Annotated in this window: 26 protein-coding genes; all 26 read left to right on the top strand. The window is 44.5% G+C overall.

Features of this window, described 5'->3' with window-relative positions; translation table 11 throughout:
- Nucleotides 1–8: 8 nt before the first annotated feature.
- A complete protein-coding gene (locus MUB23_RS01660; RefSeq protein ID WP_244798450.1) occupies nt 9–950 on the top strand; it encodes a D-2-hydroxyacid dehydrogenase in 942 nt (313 codons plus the stop codon).
- 309 nt (nt 951–1,259) lie between these two features.
- Nucleotides 1,260–1,631, top strand: coding sequence for a GntR family transcriptional regulator (locus MUB23_RS01665; protein WP_244798451.1), 372 nt, complete (start codon nt 1,260–1,262; stop codon nt 1,629–1,631).
- A complete protein-coding gene (locus MUB23_RS01670; protein ID WP_244798452.1) occupies nt 1,628–2,326 on the top strand; it encodes an ABC transporter ATP-binding protein in 699 nt (232 codons plus the stop codon). The genes MUB23_RS01665 and MUB23_RS01670 overlap by 4 nt, the downstream gene beginning before the upstream one ends.
- A complete protein-coding gene (locus tag MUB23_RS01675) occupies nt 2,320–3,081 on the top strand; it encodes a hypothetical protein (RefSeq protein ID WP_244798453.1) in 762 nt (253 codons plus the stop codon). The genes MUB23_RS01670 and MUB23_RS01675 overlap by 7 nt, the downstream gene beginning before the upstream one ends.
- 66 nt (nt 3,082–3,147) lie before the next feature.
- Nucleotides 3,148–4,101, top strand: coding sequence for a carbamate kinase (arcC, locus tag MUB23_RS01680; protein WP_244798454.1), 954 nt, complete (start codon nt 3,148–3,150; stop codon nt 4,099–4,101).
- 291 nt (nt 4,102–4,392) lie between these two features.
- On the top strand, nt 4,393–4,617 hold the full coding sequence (locus MUB23_RS01685; protein WP_244798455.1) for a helix-turn-helix domain-containing protein: 225 nt from the start codon (nt 4,393–4,395) through the stop codon (nt 4,615–4,617).
- A 3-nt stretch (nt 4,618–4,620) separates the two neighbouring features.
- Complete coding sequence (locus MUB23_RS01690; RefSeq protein ID WP_244798456.1) at nt 4,621–5,379, top strand: CpsB/CapC family capsule biosynthesis tyrosine phosphatase; 759 nt, start codon at nt 4,621–4,623, stop codon at nt 5,377–5,379.
- Nucleotides 5,376–6,107, top strand: coding sequence for a YveK family protein (locus MUB23_RS01695; protein WP_244798457.1), 732 nt, complete (start codon nt 5,376–5,378; stop codon nt 6,105–6,107). The genes MUB23_RS01690 and MUB23_RS01695 overlap by 4 nt, the downstream gene beginning before the upstream one ends.
- Nucleotides 6,104–6,808, top strand: a complete 705-nt coding sequence (locus tag MUB23_RS01700; protein ID WP_244798458.1) for a CpsD/CapB family tyrosine-protein kinase — start codon at nt 6,104–6,106, stop codon at nt 6,806–6,808. Before MUB23_RS01695 ends, MUB23_RS01700 begins: the two co-directional genes overlap by 4 nt.
- 108 nt (nt 6,809–6,916) lie before the next feature.
- On the top strand, nt 6,917–8,815 hold the full coding sequence (locus tag MUB23_RS01705) for a polysaccharide biosynthesis protein (protein WP_244798459.1): 1,899 nt from the start codon (nt 6,917–6,919) through the stop codon (nt 8,813–8,815).
- A 63-nt stretch (nt 8,816–8,878) separates the two neighbouring features.
- On the top strand, nt 8,879–10,135 hold the full coding sequence (locus MUB23_RS01710; RefSeq protein ID WP_244798460.1) for a DegT/DnrJ/EryC1/StrS family aminotransferase: 1,257 nt from the start codon (nt 8,879–8,881) through the stop codon (nt 10,133–10,135).
- An 18-nt stretch (nt 10,136–10,153) separates the two neighbouring features.
- Entirely contained in the window at nt 10,154–10,828 is a 675-nt protein-coding gene (locus MUB23_RS01715; RefSeq protein WP_330641759.1) for a sugar transferase, read from the top strand.
- Between the two features lie 45 nt (nt 10,829–10,873).
- Entirely contained in the window at nt 10,874–12,034 is a 1,161-nt protein-coding gene (locus MUB23_RS01720) for a pyridoxal phosphate-dependent aminotransferase (RefSeq protein WP_244798461.1), read from the top strand.
- A gap of 13 nt (nt 12,035–12,047) precedes the next feature.
- Nucleotides 12,048–13,052: a 2-hydroxyacid dehydrogenase gene (locus MUB23_RS01725; RefSeq protein ID WP_244798462.1), complete on the top strand. Its 1,005-nt coding sequence runs from the start codon at nt 12,048–12,050 to the stop codon at nt 13,050–13,052.
- A gap of 41 nt (nt 13,053–13,093) precedes the next feature.
- The gene (locus tag MUB23_RS01730) at nt 13,094–14,089 is read left to right on the top strand and encodes an ATP-grasp domain-containing protein (protein ID WP_244798463.1); all 996 of its coding nucleotides are present in this window, start codon (nt 13,094–13,096) and stop codon (nt 14,087–14,089) included.
- 96 nt (nt 14,090–14,185) lie between these two features.
- Entirely contained in the window at nt 14,186–15,229 is a 1,044-nt protein-coding gene (locus tag MUB23_RS01735; RefSeq protein WP_244798464.1) for an acyltransferase family protein, read from the top strand.
- 2 nt (nt 15,230–15,231) lie between these two features.
- Nucleotides 15,232–16,230 carry a hypothetical protein gene (locus MUB23_RS01740; protein ID WP_244798465.1) on the top strand — a complete coding sequence of 333 codons (999 nt, stop codon included), beginning with the start codon at nt 15,232–15,234 and terminating at the stop codon, nt 16,228–16,230.
- A complete protein-coding gene (gene glf / locus MUB23_RS01745) occupies nt 16,217–17,422 on the top strand; it encodes a UDP-galactopyranose mutase (protein WP_244798466.1) in 1,206 nt (401 codons plus the stop codon). The genes MUB23_RS01740 and glf overlap by 14 nt, the downstream gene beginning before the upstream one ends.
- A complete protein-coding gene (locus MUB23_RS01750) occupies nt 17,415–18,449 on the top strand; it encodes a polysaccharide biosynthesis protein (protein ID WP_244798467.1) in 1,035 nt (344 codons plus the stop codon). The genes glf and MUB23_RS01750 overlap by 8 nt, the downstream gene beginning before the upstream one ends.
- Complete coding sequence (locus MUB23_RS01755; RefSeq protein ID WP_244798468.1) at nt 18,446–19,300, top strand: SDR family oxidoreductase; 855 nt, start codon at nt 18,446–18,448, stop codon at nt 19,298–19,300. The genes MUB23_RS01750 and MUB23_RS01755 overlap by 4 nt, the downstream gene beginning before the upstream one ends.
- Nucleotides 19,301–19,363: 63 nt before the next feature.
- Complete coding sequence (locus tag MUB23_RS01760; RefSeq protein WP_244798469.1) at nt 19,364–20,080, top strand: IspD/TarI family cytidylyltransferase; 717 nt, start codon at nt 19,364–19,366, stop codon at nt 20,078–20,080.
- 4 nt (nt 20,081–20,084) lie between these two features.
- Complete coding sequence (locus tag MUB23_RS01765) at nt 20,085–21,149, top strand: NAD-dependent epimerase/dehydratase family protein (protein ID WP_244798470.1); 1,065 nt, start codon at nt 20,085–20,087, stop codon at nt 21,147–21,149.
- A gap of 4 nt (nt 21,150–21,153) precedes the next feature.
- The gene (locus tag MUB23_RS01770) at nt 21,154–21,855 is read left to right on the top strand and encodes an L-ribulose-5-phosphate 4-epimerase (protein ID WP_280515590.1); all 702 of its coding nucleotides are present in this window, start codon (nt 21,154–21,156) and stop codon (nt 21,853–21,855) included.
- Complete coding sequence (locus tag MUB23_RS01775) at nt 21,856–22,683, top strand: LicD family protein (protein WP_244798471.1); 828 nt, start codon at nt 21,856–21,858, stop codon at nt 22,681–22,683.
- A gap of 66 nt (nt 22,684–22,749) precedes the next feature.
- Entirely contained in the window at nt 22,750–23,757 is a 1,008-nt protein-coding gene (locus tag MUB23_RS01780) for a hypothetical protein (RefSeq protein ID WP_244798472.1), read from the top strand.
- Nucleotides 23,758–23,821: 64 nt separating this feature from the next.
- On the top strand, nt 23,822–25,138 hold the full coding sequence (locus MUB23_RS01785) for an O-antigen polymerase (protein WP_244798473.1): 1,317 nt from the start codon (nt 23,822–23,824) through the stop codon (nt 25,136–25,138).
- The last annotated feature ends 13 nt before the right edge of the window (nt 25,139–25,151 follow it).

Here is a 25,151-nt window from a genome sequence, read left to right on the forward strand (position 1 = left end):
AGAAAGGGATGGAGATTGTCGTACTGGACGGTTATACCATGCGGGATCTGAATTGGGAGGAGCTGAAAAATCTCGGCACTTTTCGTTTCTACGACAGGACGGCTCCGGAACTGGTCCGGGAACGGATCGGCAAGGCGGAACTTGTCCTGACCAACAAGGTGGTTCTGGATGAGGCGATTCTTGCTGATTGCCCCTCCATCCGCTATATCGGGGTCACGGCCACTGGGTATAATGTGGTGGACTTGAACGCGGCCCGCCGCCAAGGAATTGTGGTGACAAATGCCCCGGATTACAGCACCGAGTCGGTGAGCCAGTTTACCATGGCACTTTTACTGGAGCTTTGCCACCAGGTAGGGCTCCATGCCGGCAGCGTCCGGCAGGGCGACTGGATTGCCTCAAAAGATTTTTGTTATTGGAAATCAGACATGACCTTGTTAATAGGAAAGACATTGGGAATTTTGGGCTATGGGAAGATTGGAAAAAAAGTGGCGGCCCTGGCGCAGGCATTTGGCATGAACGTTCTGGTAACGACGCCTCATCCGGCTTCGGATGGGGATGGGATTCGCTTTGTGTCATGGGAGGAACTTTTGGAACAGGCGGATGTGATCTCCCTCCACTGTCCCCTGACCGAGGCGACGTCCGGGATTATCTGCCGGGACAGCATCGAAAAGATGAAGGACGGGGTCTGGATTCTCAATGTATCGAGAGGCCCCCTGGTTGTGGAGAAGGATCTGAGAGAAGCCCTTTGTTCCGGGAAAGTGGCGAAAGCTGCCTGTGATGTGATCTCCGCGGAACCGATGCGGAAGGATAACCCACTCTGGGGAGCGCCGAATCTCCTGATCACCCCTCATATCGCCTGGGCGGCGGAGGAGGCAAGACAGAAACTGCTGCGGATTGTCATTGAAAATGTGCAGGCGTTTTTGGCCGGAAATCCAGTCCATGTGGTGTAAGATTTGGAGGGAGGCAAAGTGCATTTTTGCGAGACAGGGAAGCTTATGGGCTTACTGGGGGGACTGATTTCGTTATCGGTGTAAGAAGGGAAGAGCAATAGTTTGAGGGCTGCTGTAAAAGGACTCTTTTATACAAAAGTCGGTTTCAGTAAAGAAGTGGGAGACCAGACTTTTGTGAAAGGATTCCTTTTGCAGAAGCCCATTGTTATTTTATTTTCATTCGCCATGAAATCCTTGACAAATCCGAAGGATCTCGATAATATAATTGTATTAGAATAATAATACATTAAAAGGGAGGAAGTGGCGCGGATGGCATGGAATTTGACTGCGGACAGGCCGATCTATCTTCAACTGATCGAAGAGATCGAGCTGCGGGTCGTGACCGGCGTTTACGGGCCGGGGGAGAAGCTGCCTTCGGTGAGGGAATTGGCCGCCGAGGCCGCTGTAAATCCCAATACGATGCAGCGGGCGTTGGCCGAGCTGGAAACAACCGGGGTAGTCAATACGCAGAGAACCAGCGGGCGTTTTGTCACCCGAAATTCCGGTCTGCTGGACTCGTATCGGAGGCAGCTGGCAGAGCAGTATATTGGGGAATTCTTGCAAAAAATAGAGCCCCTTGGCTATTCGCCGGAGGAAGTGCTGGATATGGTAAAGCGGATCAGAGAGGAGGAAGACGGATGATACCGATATTGGAATGCCGGAATCTGACCAAGCGGTACGAGCAGAAGGTGGCCCTCGGCGGTATCAACCTGCAAATTCCCAGAGGCCGGATCGTAGGGCTGCTGGGGCCCAATGGAAGCGGGAAAACTACGCTGATAAAAATCGCAACGGGGCTGCTGACGCCGACAGAGGGGGAATTGTGGATCGGCGGTTATCCTGTGGGTGTGGAGACAAAGAAAATGGTTTCCTATCTGCCGGAGCACACCTACATTCCGCTGCATATGAGAGTGGAAGAGATTTTGTCCTATTTTGAAGACTTTTACGAGGATTTTGACCGGGAACGCGCATCCGTCATGTTGGAACATCTGAATATTGATCCGGCACAGAGTCTTAAAACCATGTCCAAGGGGACCAAGGAGAAGGTTCAACTGATTTTGGTGATGAGCCGGAGAGCCTCTCTTTATATTTTGGATGAGCCGATCGGCGGTGTGGACCCGGCGGCCAGGGATTATATTCTCCGGACCATTATTACGAATTTTGATTCCGATGCGACGGTGCTGATTTCCACTCATCTGATCGCGGATATTGAACAGGTATTGGATGATGTGATTTTTTTGAAATATGGGAGGATCGTGGAGGCGGGCGATGCGGAATCCATTCGCAGCAGAGCCGGGAAATCCATCGACGCCTTGTTCCGGGAGGTGTTTCGATGCTAGGAAAGCTTTGGAAATATGACTTTAAGGCCACATGGCTGTATCTAATTCTCAGCTATGTGATCTTGGTGGGTTACACGATTGTGGTTAAACTGACGGGGATCGAAATCGGGATGCCAAAAACAGTGGAAAGTTTTACCTGGCTGATGCGGCTACTCCTCTATGTGGGATTCATTATTGTTGCGATCGGGGTGCAGCTTTTTACCTATGTCCAGATTATCCGCCGGTTCTATAAAAATATGTTTTCCGACGAAGGATATTTAACCAACACACTTCCGGTTAAGCCCTGGGAACTTTTGGTGTCCAAGGTTTTGATCGGAGCATTTTGGATCGCGCTGACCTCGTTGGTTATGGCTTTATGTCTGACGGTTTTGGGGACAGCGCTGCCGCAGGAGCTGCGCCGCTTGGTTTCCGGACTTTTCTGGGACGTGATGCGGAAGGTTCCTCTGTCTACCTTCATTTTTACGGTTATCCTGTTGATTTTGTCGCCGTTTCAATCAGTTCTTACCTTGTATGCTTGTATCTGCGCAGGACAGCTGTTTTCGAAAATGCGGATTTTGGCTGCTGTCTTAATTTATTTAGGGTATAAAGTGGTTGAAAGCGTAATTGGGTCGTTGTTTTCTGCGATTTTGATGCGATTTACAGATGAATATGGCACGATTCAGTTGATTTATGGCCTAATCTTATCCTTGGCAATCATTGCAGGCGGATATTTTGTCTGCCATTTGGTGCTGAACAAACATCTGAACCTGGAATAGCGAATAGGTTGTTTTCCTCCTGGGAATCCTCTTAGAAAGAGACGAGATTTCCAGGAGGAATTTTTTATGGAGAATAAAAAGGTTGTAATCGCGCTGGGCGGCAATGCTTTGGAGGAAAAAGGAAAACCTTCCACGGCGGAAAATCAGCTGAGCGTAGTCAAAAAGACAGCGGAAAAGCTGGCGAAAATCAGTGCGGCAGGCTATGAGATTGCTATCGTACACGGAAACGGCCCCCAGGTTGGCCGGATTCTTTTGGCTTCCGAGACGGCACACAACGTAACGCCTCGAATGCCCTTTGACGTCTGCGGCGCCATGAGCCAGGGCTATATCGGCTATCATATTCAGCAGGCCATGAAAGCGGCTCTGAACCGGGAAGGGCGGGGCGATATCCCGGTGGTTTCCCTGGTGACCCAGGTTGTGGTTGATGAAAAAGACAACGCATTTGAAAATCCGACCAAACCAATCGGCATTTTCTACACCAAAGAAGAGGCGGAGAAACTGGAGCGGGAAAACGGCTATGTGATGAAAGAAGACGCCGGACGCGGATACCGCCGGGTCGTCCCTTCCCCGAAGCCAAAAGAAATCGTGGAGTTTGAAACCCTGAAACGTCTGTGGGATTCCACGATCGTGATTCTCTGCGGAGGAGGCGGCGTGCCGGTAGTGAAACAGCCGGACGGAAACCTGGAAGGCGTAGCTGCTGTGATTGATAAGGATCTGGCGGCAGGCCTGGTAGCCCAGTCCATCGGAGCCGACGTGCTGATGATTCTGACCGAAGTGGAGAAAGTCTCCATTCACTTCCGCCAGCCGGACCAGCAGGATCTGCCGGAAATGACGGTGGCTGAAGCAGAAAAATATATGGACGATGAGGAATTTGCGCCGGGAAGCATGCTGCCGAAAGTACAGGCGGCGGTGGAGTTTGTCAAATCAAAAGAAGGACGGACTGCGGTAATCACCTCTCTGGATCAGGCGCTGGAAGCATTGGAAGGAAAGGCCGGAACCAAGGTTGTGGCTGGGAAGTAAGATCGGTGTTTGAGAAAATAAGATAGTTTGAGGGGAGCTCCTTGGAAACAAGGGGCTTCTTTTTTATGTTGAGAAAAGCAAAGGGGAGGGGAGAAAAGTAGACGTTATTCTCCAAAGAAATCTATTTCATTTCAGGGAATTGTCTCTCTACATTTCTGAAAAAAGCAATCCTTAATATCCAGAAAAGTATAACATAACTGATTTAATATTGCAAGTGGTAGGAGTTAGAAACCGGCTCCAGGCTGGGGAATAACGTCTACTTTGATTCTCCGGTCTTATAGAAGGGTTGAAATGATAGTATATGACAGACTTTGGGAGACTTTGAAAAAACGAAATATTTCTCAATATCGTTTGATAAAAGAATATCGAATCAGTTCCGGCCAGTTGGACCGGCTCCGGAAGAACAGCAGCGTGTCCACGCATACACTGAATCAATTATGCGAAATTCTTGACTGTGAGCTCTCTGATATTGTGGATTATCAGAAAAATATGCCGAAAACAGATTTGACGGAGTAGGCCATGCAATCACGAAAAAAAGATCTTGTTTTTCTTGATATCCACAATCACATTATGTTTGGCCTGGACGATGGCGCTGAGAATATCCGGGAGACCCGAAAAATGTTGGAAATGGCCTATGAGGATGGGATACGGGCCATTATCGCCACTCCGCATTACCGGCCGGAGCGGTGGGCTGTATCGCCGGAGCAGACAGAATGGGTGTTTCAAAAGGTGCAGAGGCTTGCCAAAAGGATCGACAGCACCTTTCAAATCTATCCGGGTAACGAGATATTTTATCGCGATGAGACGGCGGAATTGCTGGCGAAAGGGAAAATTCGGACACTGGCGAAGAGCCGTTATCTTTTGGTAGAGTTCCATCCGGACGCTCCTTATGAATATATGCGTCAAGGGCTTCAAACGCTTTGCCTGGCAGGATACCAGGTGATTTTAGCCCACTGGGAACGATATGACTGTCTGAAGGAGGAGCCGGACCGGCTGGAAGGTCTCGCACAGGGGGGCGTATTGATTCAGTCAAATGTCGGAGCAATTTTGGGAAAGCAGGGGAGAGCAGTAAAAAAGATGCTGCGGGAAATGATTCAGGATGGCTTCGTGGATTTTGTGGCGACCGACAGCCATGACCTTCGGAAGAGACCGCCCCAGCTAAGTCCGGCTTATGATTATATCCGAAAAAAAATCGGAGAGGAAACCGCATACCAGCTGTGTGTGGAAAATCCCCGGTCTGTGATAGAAAATCAACTGATAAAAAGGAAACGAAGATGAGAGAGAACGAAGAGGAAGTAACAATAGACTTGCTGGAGCTGCTGCGTCTGCTTTGGTCCAAAGCCTGGCTGTTGGTGCTGCTGACAGTCTTGGGAGGGGCTGCCGCCATTGGAATAACGGCGGGACTGATCACTCCAACCTATGAGTCTACGACAAAAGTTTATGTGATGAACCGGCAGGATGATAAAGCGTTGACCTATTCCGACCTTCAAACCGGGACACAGTTGACGAAGGATTACTCGGTCCTCGTGACAAGCCGGCCGGTGATTGAGGAGACCATTGAGACGTTAGGGTTGAATAAAACCTATGAAGAAGCTGTGAATATGATAAAGGTCTCGTCTCAGACGGACACCAGGATCTTGGTGATTACAGTGACCAGCACTTCCCCCCAGGTAGCGCAGATGATGGCGGATCAAGTCCGGGATTCAGCGGCCAAGCACATCAAAGAAGTCATGGGGATTGAGGAAGTCAATACGGTAGAGGCGGCGAACTATCCGGACCGGACGGCTGGGCCAAGTTATAAGAAGAACTTAGTGATTGGCTGTTTAGTTGGATTTGTGCTGGCAGCTGCTATTGTAATTTTCCGGTACTTGCTGGACGACAGCATTCATACTCCGGAAGATGTGGAACGATATCTGGAACTCAGCATATTGGGGACAATTCCGCTTTCGGAAGGGGAAAAAGGAAAGAAGAGAAAGATAAAGAAGAAAGGCGGAAAGAGATCATGAACAGTGTAAAAATTCAATCGTCTCTGTCCGAGAGCGATTTCCGCGCGAAGGAATCCTACAAAGCCCTGCGGACTAATTTGCAGTTGTGCGGTTCCGACTATAAAGTGATTGCCGTTACCAGCAGCCTGCCAGATGAAGGAAAGTCTACGGTTTCGTTGAATTTAGCGACGGCCTTGGCTGAGAGTGGAAAAAAAGTGCTGCTGATCGATGCAGACTTGAGAAAATCCGTGCTGGTAGGCCGGATTCAGATGGAAAAAGGCACCAAAGGGCTGACCCATTACCTTTCAGGGCAATGCCCGTTCGCAGAGATTGTCTGTACGACGAATTTCCCGCAAATGCACTTGATTTTGGCGGGGCCGGTGGCACCGAATCCTTCGGAATTACTGGGAAATAAATATTTTAAACACTTGATCAAAGGTGTCCGTGAGATTTACGACTATGTGATTGTTGACACGCCGCCGCTGGGAAGTGTGATCGACAGTGTGGTAGCAGCCCAGGAATGTGACGGGATCGTATTGGTTGTTGCAGCAAATCAGACGAGCCGGAAGCTGGTCCAGGCGATTACCAGTCAGCTGCAAAATAGTAATTGTCATCTTCTGGGGATCATATTGAACAAGATACCGATGAAAAAGAACAGTTACTATGGAAAGTATTATGGAAAATACTACGGAAAATATTATGGAAATTCAAATAAAAAATAGAATCCTCTCCGCAAATGAAATAATAGTCAAAAAACTTGGGGGGGGGTATAACCAAAAGGGCATATGTGCCCGGAGATACCCTCGGAAAAACGAAAGAGGGGGAGAGTTTTGGGCGAGCAAAAGAGAGAAGGGAAATGGAAACTGCAGCACTGGGTGAAGATTGCGCTGCTGTTGGTGCTGTACGATGTTACCGCCATGAATCTGGCCTACGGGACAGCGTTGTGGCTGCGGTTTGATTTACACTATACCGCAATACCGAAAGAATACTTATATACATGGATACAATACATACCGATTCATACGGCCTGTACGCTGCTGTTGCTGCTTTCATTGAAGCTGTATCGGAGTATCTGGCGTTATGTCAGCTTTCATGAGCTGGAGCTGGTGTTTTTTGCTTCGCTGGGTTCTCTGATCCTGCATGTAGCGGGAACCTGTGTGTTTTTCCGTCGGATGCCGGTATCCTATTATGTTGTTGGCGGCATGTTGGAGTTCGCGCTGTTGGCGGGCGTCCGATTTTCTTACCGCCTTTTTCGTTTGGTCAGAACCAGGCGGACTCCGGGCAGCGGACAGGGATTAAATACGATGATTGTCGGCGCCGGATCGGCAGGCAGGATGCTGACGAGGGAGATTATTTCCAGCGAACACTTGAAGATGAATGTTTGCTGTGCCATCGATGACAACCCCAACAAGGTCGGCCGTTTTATGGAAGGTATTCCGATTGTGGGAAGCCGGAAGGATATTCCGGCCATGGTAGAGAAGTACAAGATCCAGAAAATTCTCCTGGCGATTCCACAGGCAACGGCTCATCAGAAAAAGGAGATCCTGAACATCTGCAAGGAGACCAGCTGCGAGATCCAGAGCCTGCCGGGAATGTATCAGCTGGTAAACGGAGAAGTCAGTGTGCGGCAGCTTCGGGACGTGTCGGTGGAGGAACTGCTGGGGCGCGAGCCGGTGCAGGTGAAGCTGGATGAAATTATGGATTATGTGCAGGATCAAGTGGTGCTGGTGACCGGAGGCGGAGGCTCCATCGGGAGCGAATTATGCCGCCAGCTGGCAACCCATCATCCGAAAAAACTGATCATTTTTGATATCTATGAGAACAATGCCTATGATATCCAGCAGGAATTAAAAAGGCGGCATCCGGAGTTGGGTCTGGAAGTTTTGATCGGATCCGTCCGGGACCTCGGCCGAATGGATGATTTGTTCCGGAATTACCGCCCGGATATTGTGTACCATGCGGCGGCGCATAAACATGTGCCCTTGATGGAGGACAGCCCCAATGAGGCCATCAAGAACAATGTGTTTGGGACCTACCAGACCGCTCTGATGGCAAGCCGTTATGGAGCGAAGCGGTTTGTGCTGATTTCTACGGATAAGGCAGTGAATCCGACTAATATCATGGGCGCTTCCAAGCGTCTCTGCGAGATGATCATTCAGACGATGAACAAGACCTCGGAGACAGAATTTGTGGCGGTTCGGTTCGGAAATGTGCTGGGAAGCAATGGGAGTGTGATCCCGCTGTTCCGCAGACAGATTGCAGAAGGCGGACCGGTGACGGTGACCCATAAGGATATTATCCGGTATTTTATGACAATACCGGAGGCGGTGTCTTTGGTGCTGCAGGCCGGAGCGTATGCCAAGGGCGGGGAGATCTTCGTGCTGGATATGGGAGAACCGGTGAGAATCGATGACTTGGCCAGAAATCTGATTAAGCTGTCGGGACTGGTTCCGGATGTGGATATCCCGGTTGTTTATACAGGACTGCGGCCTGGGGAAAAGCTTTATGAAGAGATGCTGATGGAAGAAGAAGGCCTGCAGGCGACGGAGAATGAGATGATCCGGATCGGAAAGCCGATTGAGATTGAGGATGAAGAGCTGTTCTTCCAGAGATTGGCGGGATTGAAGGAAGCTTGTAATCGGAATTCGGAGGAAATAAGGTCTTTGATACGGAGTTTGGTGCCGACGTATCAGGATGCCGGAAATGAAAATGCAGGGAAGCTGGCGTAGAAATGCTGGAAATAAAGGAATGTGGAAGAAATAATTAGCGATACAGCAGAGGAGATAAAGAATATGTTCATTCCTGAAAATCATAGTATTGAGCCAAGTGAAGTTAGAATCTGGCTTTCAAGCCCTACGCAGACGGCGGAAAGCCGTCAATATATGCTTGAAGCTTTTGATACGAATTGGCTCAGTACGGTTGGAAAAAACATCAACTGCTGCGAGGAGGAGATCGAGGCAAAAACAGGAATTAAATATGCCGTGGCTCTTTCCGCAGGAACTGCGGCGCTTCATCTTGCTATGAAGATAGCGGGGGAGCAGATTTACGGTGGCGCAGAGATCGGTAAAGGAGCACTGGCCGGACACAGGGTTTTTTGTTCGGATATGACGTTTGATGCGACGGTGAATCCTGTTGTGTATGAGGGCGGCGTGCCTGTCTTCATTGATACAGAGTATGAGACATGGAATATGGATCCGGTTGCGCTGGAAAAAGCGTTTGAGCTTTATCCCGAAGTGAAAGTAATCGTGATAGCTCATCTCTACGGTACTCCTGGAAAGCTTGATGAAATCAGAGCAATCGCTGACAGGCACAGCGCGTTTATCGTAGAAGACGCGGCGGAAAGTTTCGGAGCTACCTATAAGGGGAAGCAGACGGGTCGTTTTGGAAATGTGGGATGTATCTCCTTTAATGGCAACAAAATCGTAACTGGTTCGAGCGGTGGCATGCTCCTTACCGACGATATTGAGGTTGCAAATAAAGTGAGAAAGTGGTCAACCCAGAGCCGTGAGAACGCGCCCTGGTATCAGCACAAGGAACTGGGCTACAACTACAGAATGAGCAATGTGATTGCCGGCATTGTACGCGGACAGATCCCGCATCTGGAAGAACATATAAGTCAAAAGGAAGCAATTTATGAGCGATACAAGGAAGGTTTCAAGGGCTTGCCGATATCGATGAATCCATATGATAGCGAAAATTCTGTGCCAAACTTCTGGCTGTCTTGTCTGCTCATTGACTCTGATGCAATGTGCAAGCAGGTTCGGGGAGAACAGGAGGCGTTGTATGTGGCAGAGCATGGCAAGTCTTGCCCGACAGAAATCTTGGAGACGATTGAAAAATATAACGCCGAGGGGCGTCCGATCTGGAAGCCAATGCATATGCAACCAATGTATCGGATGAATGGATTTGTCACCAGGGAATGTGACGGTAAAGCATTCGATATCGGAATGGATATTTTCCACAGAGGGTTGTGCCTGCCTTCTGATAACAAAATGAGTATTGAGCAGCAGGATATGGTGATCGAGATCGTCAGAGGGTGCTTTAATTAAATTGTGAGGTTGCTGCTAGTGGGTACGAATGTATGTGATGTGATAAAGCTTAGAAAAAGTATATATACTGCTTGTTTGAAACGAGTAATTGACTTTTGCTGTGCTCTAGCAGCAATGGTTGTGTTGTCGCCCGTGATGTTGATTACTGCTCTTCTGGTAAGAATCAGGCTTGGTTCGCCGGTTTTATTTAAGCAAGATAGACCGGGAAAGAATGAGAAAACCTTTCAACTTTATAAGTTCCGATCCATGACCGACGAAACAGACTCGGAAGGAAATCTGCTGCCGGACGACGTAAGACTTACAAGCTTTGGAAAGAAATTACGTTCCACGTCGCTGGATGAGCTCCCGGAACTGATCAATATCCTAAAAGGAGATATGTCAGTAGTGGGGCCCAGGCCTCTCTTGATGAACTACCTTCCATATTATACAGAACATGAGCATCACAGACATGACATTCGTCCAGGGCTTACTGGTTTGGCACAGATAAACGGCCGCAATGCGATAGCGTGGGAAGATAAGTTTGAATATGATCTTGAATACATAAGGATGTGCTCTTTCGCCCTGGATGTCAAAATAATATTCAAGACAATAGGAAGAGTATTTCACGGATCTGGTGTTCAGGTTGGAAGCGAAATAACGGCAGGAAGATTTGATGATCACAGAAGACAGCAGTTGGAACAAAAACAGTTGTAAAAATAAGTTCCTGATGCGACATCCTTTTAAGAAGGGAGTAAAGTTATGCACTTTTCAAAAGAAATAGGAGAATCCTTAACATATAAATTTGCGCAGGCAGTAGGCGAAATGAAAGCACAAGGAAGAGAAATTATTTCCCTCGGACTTGGGGAGCCGGATTTTACTACCCCGGACTATGTAATAGATGCGACCATTGCCGCTTTGAAGGGTGGGCATACTCATTACTCAGCAACACAGGGGCTTCCCGAACTGCGTAAGAAAATAGCGGAAAGGGCGACTGCTGACTATGGTGTCAGCTATGATGCATCCGAAGTTATTGTTCTTCCTGGGATTAAACCTGCAGTTTATGACGCTCTGGCAGCAATTCTTGAGCCTTTTGATGAAGTGATCAATATAACTCCTTATTATGTAAGCTATCCTTCCATGATTAAGCTGGCAGAGCCGACTGCGGAAATTGTGAGTGTTCCACTGAATAAGGATTATACACTCAATACGGACACATTGAAAGCTGCTTTTAATAAAAACACAAAAGCAATCCTGGTGAACAGCCCGCATAATCCTACAGGTATGGTGTTTTCCAAAGATGAAGTGGAAATGATAATTAGGCTCTGTCTAGAAAATGATACATATCTTATTGCGGATGAAGTGTATGAAAAACTGACTTTCAGTGGAAATGTGTTCACGAGTTTTGCAAAATATGCCGAAATAAAAGACAGGTTAGTATTCACAAACGGCTACAGCAAATCCCATGCGATGACTGGCTGGCGGCTGGGATATGCTGTAGGGCCGAAATCGCTTATTGTGAAAATGAATAAAATCCAGCAGCACGTCAATACGAACACCTGCACATTTATCCAAAAGGGTGCCTGCTCTATCTATGATCATGTGCCAGAGCATTTGGTTTCTTATGTGAAGGCACTGGAAGATAGAGTGACGTACTTCGATAAAGCTGTGCAGGACATAAAAATATTTAAGGGGACCAAACCGAAGGCAGGATTCTTCTACTTCGTGGATATATCCGCCACTGGAATGGATTCAAATACATTTTGTGTGAAATTATTGCAGGAAACTGGCATTGCAACTACGCCAGGCCTGGCGTTTGGCTATGATTGGGATGACCATGTACGATTCTCTCTTGCGGTTCCTATGGCGACACTTGAAAAAGCAGTTGGGTTGATAAAGGATTTTGTAGAAAAGAATACGTAAGGTGGTTTGAGGCATGGAAAAGACAAAAATTCTGATGACTCGCAGTCTTCTGCCTGTTGATCAAATATATATAAAAGATGGATTGAAAGAACTCGTCGGCAATTCTTTTGAACTGGTTGTTCCTCCGACCTATGATGAAGCAGGTCTATTGACAGTCATAGAAGAAGCGGATGTCCTTCTTGGACCGTTTGTCACAAGGAGCCTTCTTGAAAGAGGTAAAAATCTTAGGTTAATTCAAGTGCCGTGGACGGGGATGGATACATTTGATTTTGCAGCAATGGAAGACTCAAACGTGCCTGTATGTAATTCACACTCCAATGCTGCGGTAGTGGCAGAGCTTTGTGTGACGCTGCTGGCGGATTTATTGAAAAAGGCTTCTTATCACGACAGAAAAATGCGCAATGGTAACTGGAACAGAGATAAAAAGCCGCTTGATTTATCCTCCCGCATGATTTCGAAACAGACGGTCTGTATTCTTGGCTACGGCAATATCGGAAGACGCACGGGAAAGCTGCTTTCTGCCTTTGGAGCAAAGATATTAGCTGTCACAGAACATACAAAGACATATTCCGAAGGAGAGGTAAGCTATAGCAGTAAGAATATGATGGAGGCTGTATCTAAAGCAACTGTCGTCATCAACGCGCTGCCTTTGACGGATTTCACAAAAGGAATGATCGATGAGAACTTTCTTGCACAGATGCGACCGGATTCCTATCTGATTAACATATCCAGAGCCTCTGTAGTAGATGAAGATTCTGTCTATGAAGCATTGGTAAACGGCCGCCTTGCCGGTTTTGCCAGTGATGTATGGTGGAACGCTCCAAAACGCGGGGAATCGCAGAGTTGGCCCTCCACCCATAACAAGTTTGAAGAGTTAGATCAGGTCGTGCTGTCTCCTCACCGCGCCGGATATGTTGAAGGTGCGCTACCTCATCTTGATGATGTAATTATCAATTTGGCTCATTTCATAAAGGGTGAACCGCTGATGAACAGGGTTTTTGTGGAGAAAATGTTTTGAGCGGGCGATTTTAGGCGATTTTGAAAAGGTGGATTTAGAGTATGGTAAATATTTTGATACTTAGTTGCGGGACAAGAAACAAAATTGTTCAGTATTTCCGTAGAGAATTAGAAGAGAAAGGAAATGTAATTGCAACTGACTGTAGCGATCTTGCTCCAGCGCTGTATGAAGCTGACAGGCATTATATTGTTCCCCGGATGACGGATGACGGATATATAGATGTGATTTTTGATATCTGCAAGAAGGAGAAAATCACGGGAGTTTTGAGCCTGATTGACCCGGAACTCAGCCTGTTGGCGGAACATAAGGAGGATTTTGAGAAGCTGGGAGTTGCCGTGATCGGCTCTTCTTATAAACTCTGCGAGATGAGCCTGAACAAGATGCAGATGTTTGAGTGGCTGACTACGCATGGGTATAACGCGGCGAAAAGCTATACAGACAAAGCTAGATTTGCAGAAGATGTGAACAACGGTGTTATTAGTTTTCCCGTCTTTGTCAAGCCGGTATGTGGAAGTGCATCCACCGCAATCAGCAAAGTAGAAGACATGGAAACAGTAGACTTACTGTTTGCACATTCGGATAATCTAATGATTCAGGAATTCCTCGATGGACAGGAAATCGGTGCGGACGTCTACATCGATATGATAACAGGCGAAGTTGTATCTATCTTTACAAAGAAAAAGATTAAGATGCGTGCAGGAGAGACAGATAAGGCAGTCAGCTTCAAAGATCCAGTCCTTTTCACCCTTATAGAAAAGTTTGTACTGGAAGCGGGATATAGGGGACAGATAGACATAGATATCTTTGATATCAATGGTTCCTACTATGTTTCTGAAGTCAACCCTCGATTTGGCGGAGGTTACCCACACGCCTATGAATCCGGATGCGACCACATGAAGCTGATCCGGAACAATCTAAACGGTGTGGCAAACAAAAAGAGTGTGGAGGTCTATGATGACGGTATCTTCATGATGAAATATAACGAGGTCAAAATAGTTGGAAAGCAGAATGAAATGATTGATCTTAAACGTCCCTGACAACTCCGTATGTGTGGGGGCCTAGGTCATAGGTAGATTTAAAGATTTCTTGGAAAAAAGAAAGATCGGACAGAATGTTTGTATTGGGTGGAACAGATGAGCGCAGGGAAACGGAATGATGTCTGGGATATTGTAAAAGGTTTCGGAATACTGTTTGTTGTCGCCGGGCATGGTTTTAGCGGTGAAATTAGTAAATTAGTGAATTTATTTCATATTCCGCTGTTCTTCTTTGTTTCGGGGCTTGTATTCAGGTTCAATGACAGGTCGTTCCGATCCATTGTAAAATTTGTCATTAAATGCTTGAAAACGTTGTGGTTACCAAGTCTGTTCTACGGTACATTTTTTGTATTACTTCATAACACATTTGTGTGTATTAAACTGTACGATCTTGATTATTATTCGTTGAAGCAATTTGGTGTCGCCATCATAAAGCATATAGGTTTTCTAAAGACTGAACCGTTAGAATCCGCAATGTGGTTCCTGACAGCAATCTTTATCGGCAGATGTCTACTGTATATAGTGTTGTGGACTTCATCATTTTTTGAGGGCACGTTGAAACGCCAGCGTGTTGTTGAACGTGTGCTGGTGGCTTTGATATTTTCTATGGGGTGTTTCTTCTTCTATAAAGGGATTAGCCTTCCTGGGAATGCGGATAATGCTTGCTCCTTAGTTCCGTTTATGTATGCCGGATACAAGATGAAGAAGAGAAATCTTTCCCGTCACTGGCTTATTATTCCGAGTTTGCTCATTATGATAGGGCTTCTCATGTGGAATGGCCAAACCTTGCGGATGAGTCGGAATGAAATTGTGAATCCACTATTTTTTCTGGTAGCAAGCACGGCTGGGATTTGTTTTACATTTCAGCTTGCATCTTTGCTGAAAGGCTTGAAACCTGGACTTCGGATATTTCGTTATTTAGGAAGAAATACGATACCTATCCTTTGCCTTCACCTTCTTGCTTTTCGTCTGGTTTCTTTCATTTGGATCAAATGTGAGAACTTGCCAATCTCAATGCTTTCAAGGCATCCGATTGTTGAAAGTTCGTACTTCTGGGGGATTTTATATACTTCCATGGGACTGGTTGTCCCATTGATTGTTCCGGTTATAAAAAGCCGGATTAAAAAGATAGGAAGGGCATGAGAATGGAGAGATTTGTTGTTGTGGGTCAAGGCAGCGATTATGGTGCTGTCAGATGGAATGACCTGAAAAAAATGGAAAATGCGGTTTATCTGGAAGCACCCTTTGTGTCTAATAATGCGGTTTCAGATACACTTTGTCACGCGCATGCGAGCTTTACTGTCAATAACTGTATTCCTCTGCCGTGTAAAAGAATATGGAAAAAAAAGTATTCACTCAATAAGGTGGCAATTCATCCAGGTGACCATTATTTCATCATTTTTACGGATATAGCTCTTGCTAGATACGACGTAAAATACGTTGCTGAATATAAAAAACGCCACTCCAATGTAACACTCGTATTGATGATTAACAATGCTATGTATCTGAGAGAGAAGCTGTTAAAGAATCACCTTCAGCATATGGATCTGATTTATTCATTCAGCGAGAAGGATGCTGGGGATTATAAATTCTTATTCCAGCCGGATATCTATTCTGAAATTAATCCGGAAGATGCGCCTGAAATACAGTCCGATCTTTTCTTTGCCGGCAATGCAAATGACCGGGTGGATCTGCTGAATGATCTGGGCCGGTATATGTTGGATCATTCCGTCAACGCTCACATTTATGTTCAGAATACAAAAGATAAGGATAAGAAGGTGCCGGAAGGGATTCATTACAATGAGTGGTTAAGTTACGCTACGATCATGGATGAAAATTTGCATACCAACTGCATTCTAGAAGTGGTTGGAGACCGGTATACGGGTATGACGCTGAGAACAGTCGAGGCTCTATGTTTCAAGAAAAAACTGTTGACAAACAACTACACCATAGAGCATATGCCGTTCTACGACCCGAGGTTTATCCACATATTTAAGAAGGAAAACTTGGAATCAATTGACCTGGAATTTATCAAAAAACGCGAGACGGTAACCTATAACTACGACAATGAATATTCCCCAATTGTATTCTGCAAGAGGGTTCAAATGGATTTTGAAGAGGGTAAACGCTATGTACTTGGATAAAGGTAAGACGGATTTTAATCACTATGATGTCATCGTCGTGGGTTGCGGTTTCTCCGGCGCGGTTGTTGCAAGGGAACTCGCTGATAAGGGTAAAAAAGTCCTGATTATTGAAGCGAAGGATGAGATCTGCGGCATGATGGCTGATTATTCGGATGAAAACGGCATTTGTATTCATAAATACGGGCCGCATGTTTTCATGTTAAACGATGAGCAGGTGTTAGACTACTTAAAGCGCTTTTGCGAGTTGGTTCCGGTCACGAATTACGTCCATGCTTACATAGATGGAAAGTTTGTATCCATTCCTGTTAATTTCTATTCTCTTGATGCTTTGTATGGGGAAAAGAAATCCAAGATGCTTCAAGAAAAGTTGATTTCTCTCTATGGAGAGGGAAGTGAAGTACATATTCTGACACTGCGGAACTCAAATGACTTGGAGATCAGAAAACTGGCTGACGAACTATATAACAAGATTTTTGTAGGGTATAATGCCAAAATGTGGGGATCGAAACCAGAAGATTTGGATCCGTCTATTCCTGGAAGACTGCCTATTAGGGTGTCCTATAACAATAAAAACTGTAAGAAGAAATATGAATTGATACCCTTAAAAGGATACAGGGATCTGTTTATGAGGATTGTTAATTCGCCCAATATTGATATCATGCTTAGCACCAAAGCAGCCAGTGTAATCAGTATTGTAGATAAGCGAATCAGGGTTGAAGACAAGCCATATGATGGCATTGTTGTCTACACGGCACCGCTTGACGAACTGTTTTCTTATGAATTCGGAGAATTGCCGTATCGTGCGCTACACTTTGAGCTTGATGTGTACAATGGGAAACGGGAAGCACCCAGTGCAGTAACAACATTCCCGATGAACTTTGATAAGGTTCGTACCACGGACATGGTCGAGCTATTGGAACAAAAAAAGGATGGTTTTGTAGCTAATGTATCTGAATTCCCCGGGGAGTACAATAAGAATTTGGAGCATTTTAATGTTCCGGCATATCCAGTGTTAAATGATGCAAGTAATAGCATCATTACAAAGTACAAAGAGAAATCAGATGCCATTGATCACTTCTACTATGTTGGAAGGCTGGCAGAGTTTAAATATTTTGACATGGAAGCATCAATACAAAGCGCATTCAGATGCTCCACGGAGATACTGGAAGGAGAAATACAATCAGATGTTTGACAATGGCATACTTTTGATTACTGGAGGAACCGGGTCTTTTGGAAATACTGTACTGCATCATTTCCTAAATACAGATATTGGTGAAATTCGTATTTTTTCAAGGGACGAAAAGAAGCAGGATGATATGCGGCATGAGATTCAGGCCGTATACCCGGAATCCTATGACAAAGTCAAGTTTTATATTGGGAATGTCCGGGATCGAGATTCCTTGACTGATGCTATGCAAGGAGTGGATTATGTGTTCCATGCTGCTGCGCTGAAGGAAGTCCCATCTTGTGAATTTTTTCCAATGGAGGCATATAAGACAAATGTGGAAGGCACCAACAATGTGGTGCAGTCTGCAGTTGCAAATCATGTGAAGTCCGTTGTTCTTCTTTCTACGGATAAAGCGGCTTATCCTATCAATGCTATGGGAATCAGCAAGGCGATGGCAGAGAGAGTCATCTATTCGAAAGCTCGTTATGCGGCGGAACACAGAACAATTCTTTCCTGTACAAGATACGGAAACGTCATGTGCAGCCGTGGTTCCGTTATCCCTCTGTTTGTACAGCAGATAAAAAGCGGTAGAGAGATTACAATCACGGATCCTAACATGACCCGTTTCCTTATGAATCTGGATGAGGCTGTTGCGCTTGTCATGTTTGCTTTTCAGCATGCAAATCCAGGAGATTTATTTGTTCAGAAGGCTGATGCAAGTACAATCGGTGTACTGGCACAGGCCGTTCAGAAAGTTTTCGGAGATACCGGCACGAGAGTTATTGGACCTCGTCACGGTGAGAAGTTGTTTGAAACTCTGGTGACTAGAGAAGAAATGTTGCGGTCTGAGGACTTGGGACAGTATTTCCGTATCAGCGCGGATAGCCGCGATTTAAACTATGATAAATTCCTAGTGAACGGCAATGTCAAATCCCAGGCTGATGAAGAATATACGAGCAGCAATACCCATCGGCTTACCGTTGAGGAGACAGTGACAAAAATCATGGGTACTGAGTACATCCAAAATGAGCTAAAGCAGGTTGAAAAATGAAGATATTAGTTCTGGGCTGTAACGGCATGGCTGGCCACTTGATCAGCCTTTATCTTAAGGAACAAGGCCATGATGTCCTAGGCTTCGCAAGGACGAAATCGATTCTGGTGGACTCCGTTGCCGGTGATGCAATGGATGCCGGTTTTATCAAAGAACTTGTTGGCGTCAATCAATTCGATAGCATCATAAACTGTATTGGGCTTCTCAATCAATTCGCAGAGAATAATAAAGCCAAAGCTGCCTATTTAAACGGCTATTTCCCGCATTATCTGGCCCAGATCACAGAAGGCACCAAGACGCAGGTGATACACATGAGCACGGACTGCGTGTTTTCTGGAAAACGAGGGCAGTATACAGAGGACGATCTGAGGGACGGCGCCACCTTCTATGACCGCTCTAAGGCGCTGGGAGAGATTGATGACGATAAAAATTTGACTCTTCGGCAGTCTATTGTCGGCCCAGACATGAAGGCATCAGGCATTGGCCTGCTGAATTGGTTTATGCAGCAGAGTGGAAGTGTATCGGGGTATACAGGAGCTATCTGGACCGGGCAGACCACGCTTCAACTTGCGAAGATGATGGAGACCTCTATGAAAGAAAAGGCTCACGGCCTGTACAACGCCGTGCCGGACGCTTGGATTTCGAAGTGTAATCTTCTTAAACTATTTAACAAATATATGAGAAAAAGTGAGATTGAGGTTATTCCGGTGGACAAGATGGCTACAGATAAGTCGCTGAAGCGCACACGGTTTGAGTTTGATTATCAAATACCAAACTATGAGCAGATGGTTTCGGAGCTTGCAGATTGGATGAAAGCTCACAAGGAACTTTATCCTCACTATAGGCTTTAGTGGAACAGTTTATTACTTAAAAGACTCGGAAGAGTTTAGTAATTAGCAAGAAAGGATGTATTTATGGCAAATATAGGATTGTTAATAGCTGGTGGTTCTGGCAACCGCATGCATCAGGATATCCCGAAACAGTTTCTTACAGTAAACGAACGGCCTGTTATTGTGTATACGCTTGAAGTGTTTGAAAAGCATCCGGAAATTGATGCGATTGCGGTTGTATGTATTGAGGGCTGGGAACAGGTGCTTTGGGCATATGCGAAGCAGTTTAATATCACGAAGCTCCAGTACGTTGTTCCGGGAGGAAAAAATGGTCAGGATTCTATCCGTAACGGAGTATATGAATTGGAAAAACACTACGCACCAGAGGATATTGTCCTGATCCATGATGCAATCCGTCCGATGGTGAGCGCAGAGATCATTTCGGACAATATTCGGGTTGCGAGAGAGTTCGGTAATGCTATTACAGTAATTCCTTGTGCAGAAGCTATGATGCAAACGGAAGATGGAGTAATGTCTGTTGGCTCTTATCCAAGGGATCGTCTTAAGAGGACACAGACGCCGCAAGCTTTCCGCATGGGGGATATCTGCGACCTTCATAGAAGAGCACTTGAAGCTGGTATCACGAACTCTATTGCTTCCTGTACACTTAAGATTGAGATGGGGGAACAGGTGTATTTCTCTGCTGGCTCTGAGAAGAATATCAAATTAACGACGGTGGAAGACATTGATATTTTCAAAGCTCTTTTGGTAGCAAAGAGATCTGATTGGCTGAAAGACTAAGACGATGAGCATATACGATAGCAACCTTTGGATATCGGATCTGGATGAGACAAAAGATACGCTGCCGGAGCTAGAAACCCTCACCAGCAAAAATGTATTGATTACAGGCTGTACAGGGCTGATCTGCTCCGCGGTCGTTGATGTCTTGATTCGATGGAATGAAACCCATAGAGAAAAAATCACCATACTGGCAGCCGGAAGAAATGAGAAGAAGATAGCAGAGCGTTTCTCTCCATATTACAAAGAAGATTGGTTTATCTTTGTTCCCTATGATGCTTTATCGACAAAGAACGCATGGAACCTCTCTTGTGACTATATCATTCACGGAGCCAGCAACGCCTCTCCCAACAAGATCGTAAAAGAGCCTGTGGAAACTATGCTAGGCAACTTTGTCGGTATGAAATATCTGCTGGATTATGCGAAGGAGAAGGGAACAAAGCGTGTCCTCTATATCTCTAGTTCAGAGGTTTACGGGAGGAAAGAAGGTGATCAACCGTTTAAAACAGATGAGTACGGCTATATCGATCTTTTGAATTCACGCAGCTCTTATTCCGTTGGTAAACGTGCTGCTGAAACACTTTGCTCATCCTATGCGGATGAGTACGGAGTTGAGTCGGTCATTATTCGTCCAGGACATATCTACGGTCCAACTGCGGTAGAATCTGATAATCGAGTATCTTCCGCATGGGCGTATTCAGTTGCCCATGGCGAGGACATCGTTATGAAGAGCGACGGTTCCCAAATTCGGAGCTACTGTTATTGCTTGGACAGTGCATCTGCAATTCTGAAAGTGTTGTTGAAGGGGGAGAATGTACATGCCTATAACATCTCAAACCCGGATTCAATTATCAATATTCGTGGAGTGGCAGAAATATTGGCGAGATCTGCAGGTGTAGAGCTGAAAATGGAATTTCCGACGGAAGCAGAGAGAAAAGGATTTAATCCTATGAGCAATTCGTCACTCAACAGTACGGAACTTTTGAGTCTAGGCTGGAAGGGACTATTCAATGCTGAACGTGGCTTTTCTCACACAGTTGAGATTTTAAAAGAAATAATCGAAAGAGGGTGAATAGATGCTGAAAGAGTTAAAGGAACAGGTCTGTAGAGCAAATCTGGAATTGGTCAGGCGTGGTGTTGTAATCTATACATGGGGCAATGTCAGTGGGATTAACCGCGAGAAAGGGCTTATAGTAATTAAGCCATCCGGAGTGGATTACGATGGTATGGAGCCAGAGGATATGGTTGTGGTAGATTTGGAGAGTGGTGAGACGATAGAAGGCAGTTGGAATCCTTCTTCTGACACCAAGACCCATCTTGAACTTTATAGGGCATTTCCATCTATCGGAGGCATCACACACACGCATTCAATTAACGCCGTTGCATTTGCTCAGGCGGGACTTGACATTCCGGCCCTTGGAACAACTCACGCAGATTATTTCTATGGGGCAATTCCATGTACGAGAGAATTGTCAAAAGGAGAGGTAGAAGAAGCATACGAGTCAAACACTGGCAAGAGTATCGTGGAGTGCATCAAAGAACGTGGAATTGACCCGTTGGCAGTTCCCGGTATTATCGTGAAAAACCACGGTCCGTTCAGTTGGGGAAAGGATGCTGCAGTTTCAGTCTATCACGCAGTAGTGATGGAAGCTATATCTGAAATGGCAATAAAAACATTACTGTTAAATCCGCAGGCTTCAATGGCACAATATGTTTGTGATAAGCATTATATGAGAAAACATGGTCCAAACGCATATTATGGACAGGGGAAGAAGTAAATGGGTGATCTGGAAACCAATAGAGCTACCGTGAAGAAAATACAGAAAATTGTTTTTGAGATTATGTGCGTAATTGATGAATTCTGCAAAGAAAATGATATCACATATTTTCTCTCTGGCGGGACATGCTTAGGCGCAGTTCGTCACCAAGGGTTTATTCCTTGGGATGATGATGCTGATATAATGATGCCGCGAAAGGACTATGAAAAATTTATAACATTGTTTGCACAGAAGCATCCAGAGCGATATGAAATCGGTGCATTAACGTGTGACCAGAATTGGAAAACAAAACATGCTAAAGTTTGGGATAAAAACACGGTTTTAAAGAACAAACTGATAAACGTGAAAGATATAGGTGTATTTATTGATATTCTACCGATTGATGGCTTGCCGAATAATGCAATGCAGCGCAAGATCCATTACAAATACTCAAAGATGATATGTGCACTTGGAAACTCTTGTATAAAGACACGTTTTTATGGAGAAGGCAATCAATTCATAAAAAAGGCTGTGCATTTAATTACTAAACACATGGATTCAAGAATTTTCTTCAAATGGATGAATAAAAACGCAAGTAAGTATGACTTCGATAATTCAAAATACGTCGGTGCTATCATGGCAGCACATTATGGGGAACGAGAGACAATCCAGAAAGAACTAATGGACAAGCCAGTATTCCTATATTTTGAAGGGAGAACTTTTCCGGTTCCAGTGGGTTATGAGACCTACCTTTCAAATCTCTATGACGACTATATGAAAATCCCAGAAGGCGCTGAGGAGCAAGGATATGAGCATTTGGTAAACTGGGAATTGAATATAAGGGATTAAACAGATTTAGAAAGATTATTTGTGGAATCACTATTCATATCATTTCTATATTCTGAGGTAAATAGTATGAACGAAGAAATAGATTTTGTCCTGACATATTTGAATCCAAATGATGTTGAATGGCAGGCTGAAAAAAATAAGTTTATTCCTGGAGAAATGGCGGATGTTAATCCAAATAGATATAGAGAGTGGAATAACCTTCAGTATTTTTTTAGAGGGGTTGAAAAATATGCTCCTTGGGTAAGAAAAGTACATGTTGTTACTTGTGGTCATGTGCCTGAATGGTTAAATACGAATCATCCAAAAGTAAATATTGTAAAACATAAAGATTATATTCCTGCTGATTGGTTACCAACATTCAGTAGTCGTTGTATTGATATGAATTTTCATAGAATACCGGAATTGGCCGAACACTTTGTGTATTTTAATGACGATATGTTCATAACAAATCCTGTCGAACCAGAGGATTTTTTTAAAGATGGGAAGCCTTGTGATACAGCAATTCTCGTCCCAAATCAATTGAAAGTGTCTGGTTGTATTGCATTGCATTTAGCTCCAGTGGTGGACACTGCTGTGATAAATAGTCATTTTGACCTGAAGAAAACGGTAAGACAGAAACGATCCAACTGGATTTCTACAAAATATGGACGGTCTGTTATCAGATCTATGTTTTTAATGTCGTATCCTAAGTTTTGTGGATTTAAACCAAATCATTTACCATACTCATATTTGAAAAGTACATACCAAACAGTGTGGAATGAAGAAGCGCAGCTTTGTACATTGGCTTCCTCCCATAGATTCCGCGAAGTAATCGATGTGAATCATTGGATTTTTACATATTGGCAATATGCTACAAATCAGTTCTATCCAAGAAAAGTCAATGATGGATATTGCTTTCAGCTTCGGAATGTTAAAGATGCGGAAAAAGCTAAAAAATCGATATTAGCAAAAAGATATAAGTTGGTCTGTTTGAATGATACACTTGAAGATAACTCATCATTTGAGACAATCTCTAATTGCGTAAATATGGCTTTGAAAACGATACTCGATCAAAAATCTATGTTCGAGCAATGAGATAAATAGATATTAATAATTGCTCACAAGCCGAGAAGGATGATTAAAAAGGAGAATCCCCCTTATGCATTATATATATTTGTTCCTTTTAATTATAATATGTGTTTTTTCATATAAACATGAGAGAAATGTTTATAATCCGGTTTTTTTATTTAGCGGCGTGTGGGCTATTGCTATGTTTCTGTCTGGATTGTGTTTATATGATCTAAAGGAAACATCTTCTTACGCATACTCCTTGGCGTTTATTGGGGTTGTATTCTTTTGTTTGGGGGCAATGATCCGAAACAGGTTCAAGTTTAAATCTAGGAAAATTGCTGGTATTAATACGGCAAATGATTATGATTTAAATTTTGGCTTTTTAATTGCTTTTTATACACTGGTTGTGATCTTTACAGCATATCTAGCATCCATTTCAATTTCTCTCTTGATGAGAGGAGGTTCAATGGATGTCATAAGAAACAATTACAATGATGTAGAAGCCGGTGTGATTGTAAGTAGCAATCTGGTGTTCGTAATAGAAAATTTTATTGTAGAAGCGGCTGTATTTGCTTCAGTAGCATTGATTCCTATCGTTACTACTTACAAAAAAAGCATTAAAAAATATATTTTATTAATAGAATTAGTGGTACTGCAAGTCTCATTTATATTTGTTTCAGGAGCTCGTTCGTTTTTGATTGACGTTGCGCTGTTGTTCGGGGTCTATATCGTAATGAATAAATCACTGTCGAGTCGATTTAAGCACTATTTCAACAAAATACCTCGATTTCTGTTTGTTTTAATCGCTGTTGGCGGAATCATTATCGTCGGATACATGACCATCTTAAGAAAGGGGGACGAAAGACCGTTAGCCTATGAAATATATAGATATATTTCGCTTGCTTTCCCATTGTTTGATACAAGGCTTCACAGTCATGACCCATCTACTTTTACACATGGATGGACCTTGCTTCATGGTTTTGTAAAAACTCCGTTCTTCATCTTCAGAAAACTAACACATATTCCATGGCCAGCCGGTTTGACAAATGCCTCCAATTTAATATCCGCCAATAATGATTATTACTTTGTAGGCGGAGGCTTTGGCGGACGCGGAGGATATGTCAACTCATTCGTTACAGCTTTTTATTATATGTATATGGACTTTGGTATTATTGGCATCATAGTTGAGTCATTTATGTATGGGTATTTTTGCCAGTCCTGTTATAAAAAAGTGATAAACAACCCGAATAGGAGAACACAAGCATTTTATCTGCTGGTAGCAATCGGTCTTCTCCTTTCTTTCGCCCGGTCGTTTTTTACTGCTCATCGCTATGTCAATGCTTTTATCATATTGTTTTTCGCTTTTGTGGAGGCAAAGGAAACTTTGGGAGATAATAAGCGTTGAGATTAGGCCTGGT

Origin of the sequence: Cuneatibacter sp. NSJ-177 (genome assembly GCF_022867805.1) — a bacterium.
GTDB lineage: Bacteria > Bacillota > Clostridia > Lachnospirales > Lachnospiraceae > Pseudolachnospira.

Coding starts and splice junctions, on each gene's coding strand:
- MUB23_RS01725 (WP_244798462.1), top strand. CDS start 12,048: ATGGAAAAGACAAAAATTCTGATGACTCGCAGTCTTCTGCCTGTTGAT.
- MUB23_RS01685 (WP_244798455.1), top strand. CDS start 4,393: ATGATAGTATATGACAGACTTTGGGAGACTTTGAAAAAACGAAATATT.
- MUB23_RS01695 (WP_244798457.1), top strand. CDS start 5,376: ATGAGAGAGAACGAAGAGGAAGTAACAATAGACTTGCTGGAGCTGCTG.
- MUB23_RS01755 (WP_244798468.1), top strand. CDS start 18,446: ATGAAGATATTAGTTCTGGGCTGTAACGGCATGGCTGGCCACTTGATC.
- MUB23_RS01665 (WP_244798451.1), top strand. CDS start 1,260: ATGGCATGGAATTTGACTGCGGACAGGCCGATCTATCTTCAACTGATC.
- MUB23_RS01760 (WP_244798469.1), top strand. CDS start 19,364: ATGGCAAATATAGGATTGTTAATAGCTGGTGGTTCTGGCAACCGCATG.
- MUB23_RS01675 (WP_244798453.1), top strand. CDS start 2,320: ATGCTAGGAAAGCTTTGGAAATATGACTTTAAGGCCACATGGCTGTAT.
- MUB23_RS01765 (WP_244798470.1), top strand. CDS start 20,085: ATGAGCATATACGATAGCAACCTTTGGATATCGGATCTGGATGAGACA.
- MUB23_RS01770 (WP_280515590.1), top strand. CDS start 21,154: ATGCTGAAAGAGTTAAAGGAACAGGTCTGTAGAGCAAATCTGGAATTG.
- arcC (WP_244798454.1), top strand. CDS start 3,148: ATGGAGAATAAAAAGGTTGTAATCGCGCTGGGCGGCAATGCTTTGGAG.
- MUB23_RS01670 (WP_244798452.1), top strand. CDS start 1,628: ATGATACCGATATTGGAATGCCGGAATCTGACCAAGCGGTACGAGCAG.
- MUB23_RS01700 (WP_244798458.1), top strand. CDS start 6,104: ATGAACAGTGTAAAAATTCAATCGTCTCTGTCCGAGAGCGATTTCCGC.
- MUB23_RS01775 (WP_244798471.1), top strand. CDS start 21,856: ATGGGTGATCTGGAAACCAATAGAGCTACCGTGAAGAAAATACAGAAA.
- MUB23_RS01780 (WP_244798472.1), top strand. CDS start 22,750: ATGAACGAAGAAATAGATTTTGTCCTGACATATTTGAATCCAAATGAT.
- MUB23_RS01735 (WP_244798464.1), top strand. CDS start 14,186: ATGAGCGCAGGGAAACGGAATGATGTCTGGGATATTGTAAAAGGTTTC.
- MUB23_RS01720 (WP_244798461.1), top strand. CDS start 10,874: ATGCACTTTTCAAAAGAAATAGGAGAATCCTTAACATATAAATTTGCG.
- MUB23_RS01750 (WP_244798467.1), top strand. CDS start 17,415: ATGTTTGACAATGGCATACTTTTGATTACTGGAGGAACCGGGTCTTTT.
- MUB23_RS01660 (WP_244798450.1), top strand. CDS start 9: ATGGAGATTGTCGTACTGGACGGTTATACCATGCGGGATCTGAATTGG.
- MUB23_RS01690 (WP_244798456.1), top strand. CDS start 4,621: ATGCAATCACGAAAAAAAGATCTTGTTTTTCTTGATATCCACAATCAC.
- MUB23_RS01710 (WP_244798460.1), top strand. CDS start 8,879: ATGTTCATTCCTGAAAATCATAGTATTGAGCCAAGTGAAGTTAGAATC.
- MUB23_RS01740 (WP_244798465.1), top strand. CDS start 15,232: ATGGAGAGATTTGTTGTTGTGGGTCAAGGCAGCGATTATGGTGCTGTC.
- glf (WP_244798466.1), top strand. CDS start 16,217: ATGTACTTGGATAAAGGTAAGACGGATTTTAATCACTATGATGTCATC.
- MUB23_RS01730 (WP_244798463.1), top strand. CDS start 13,094: ATGGTAAATATTTTGATACTTAGTTGCGGGACAAGAAACAAAATTGTT.
- MUB23_RS01785 (WP_244798473.1), top strand. CDS start 23,822: ATGCATTATATATATTTGTTCCTTTTAATTATAATATGTGTTTTTTCA.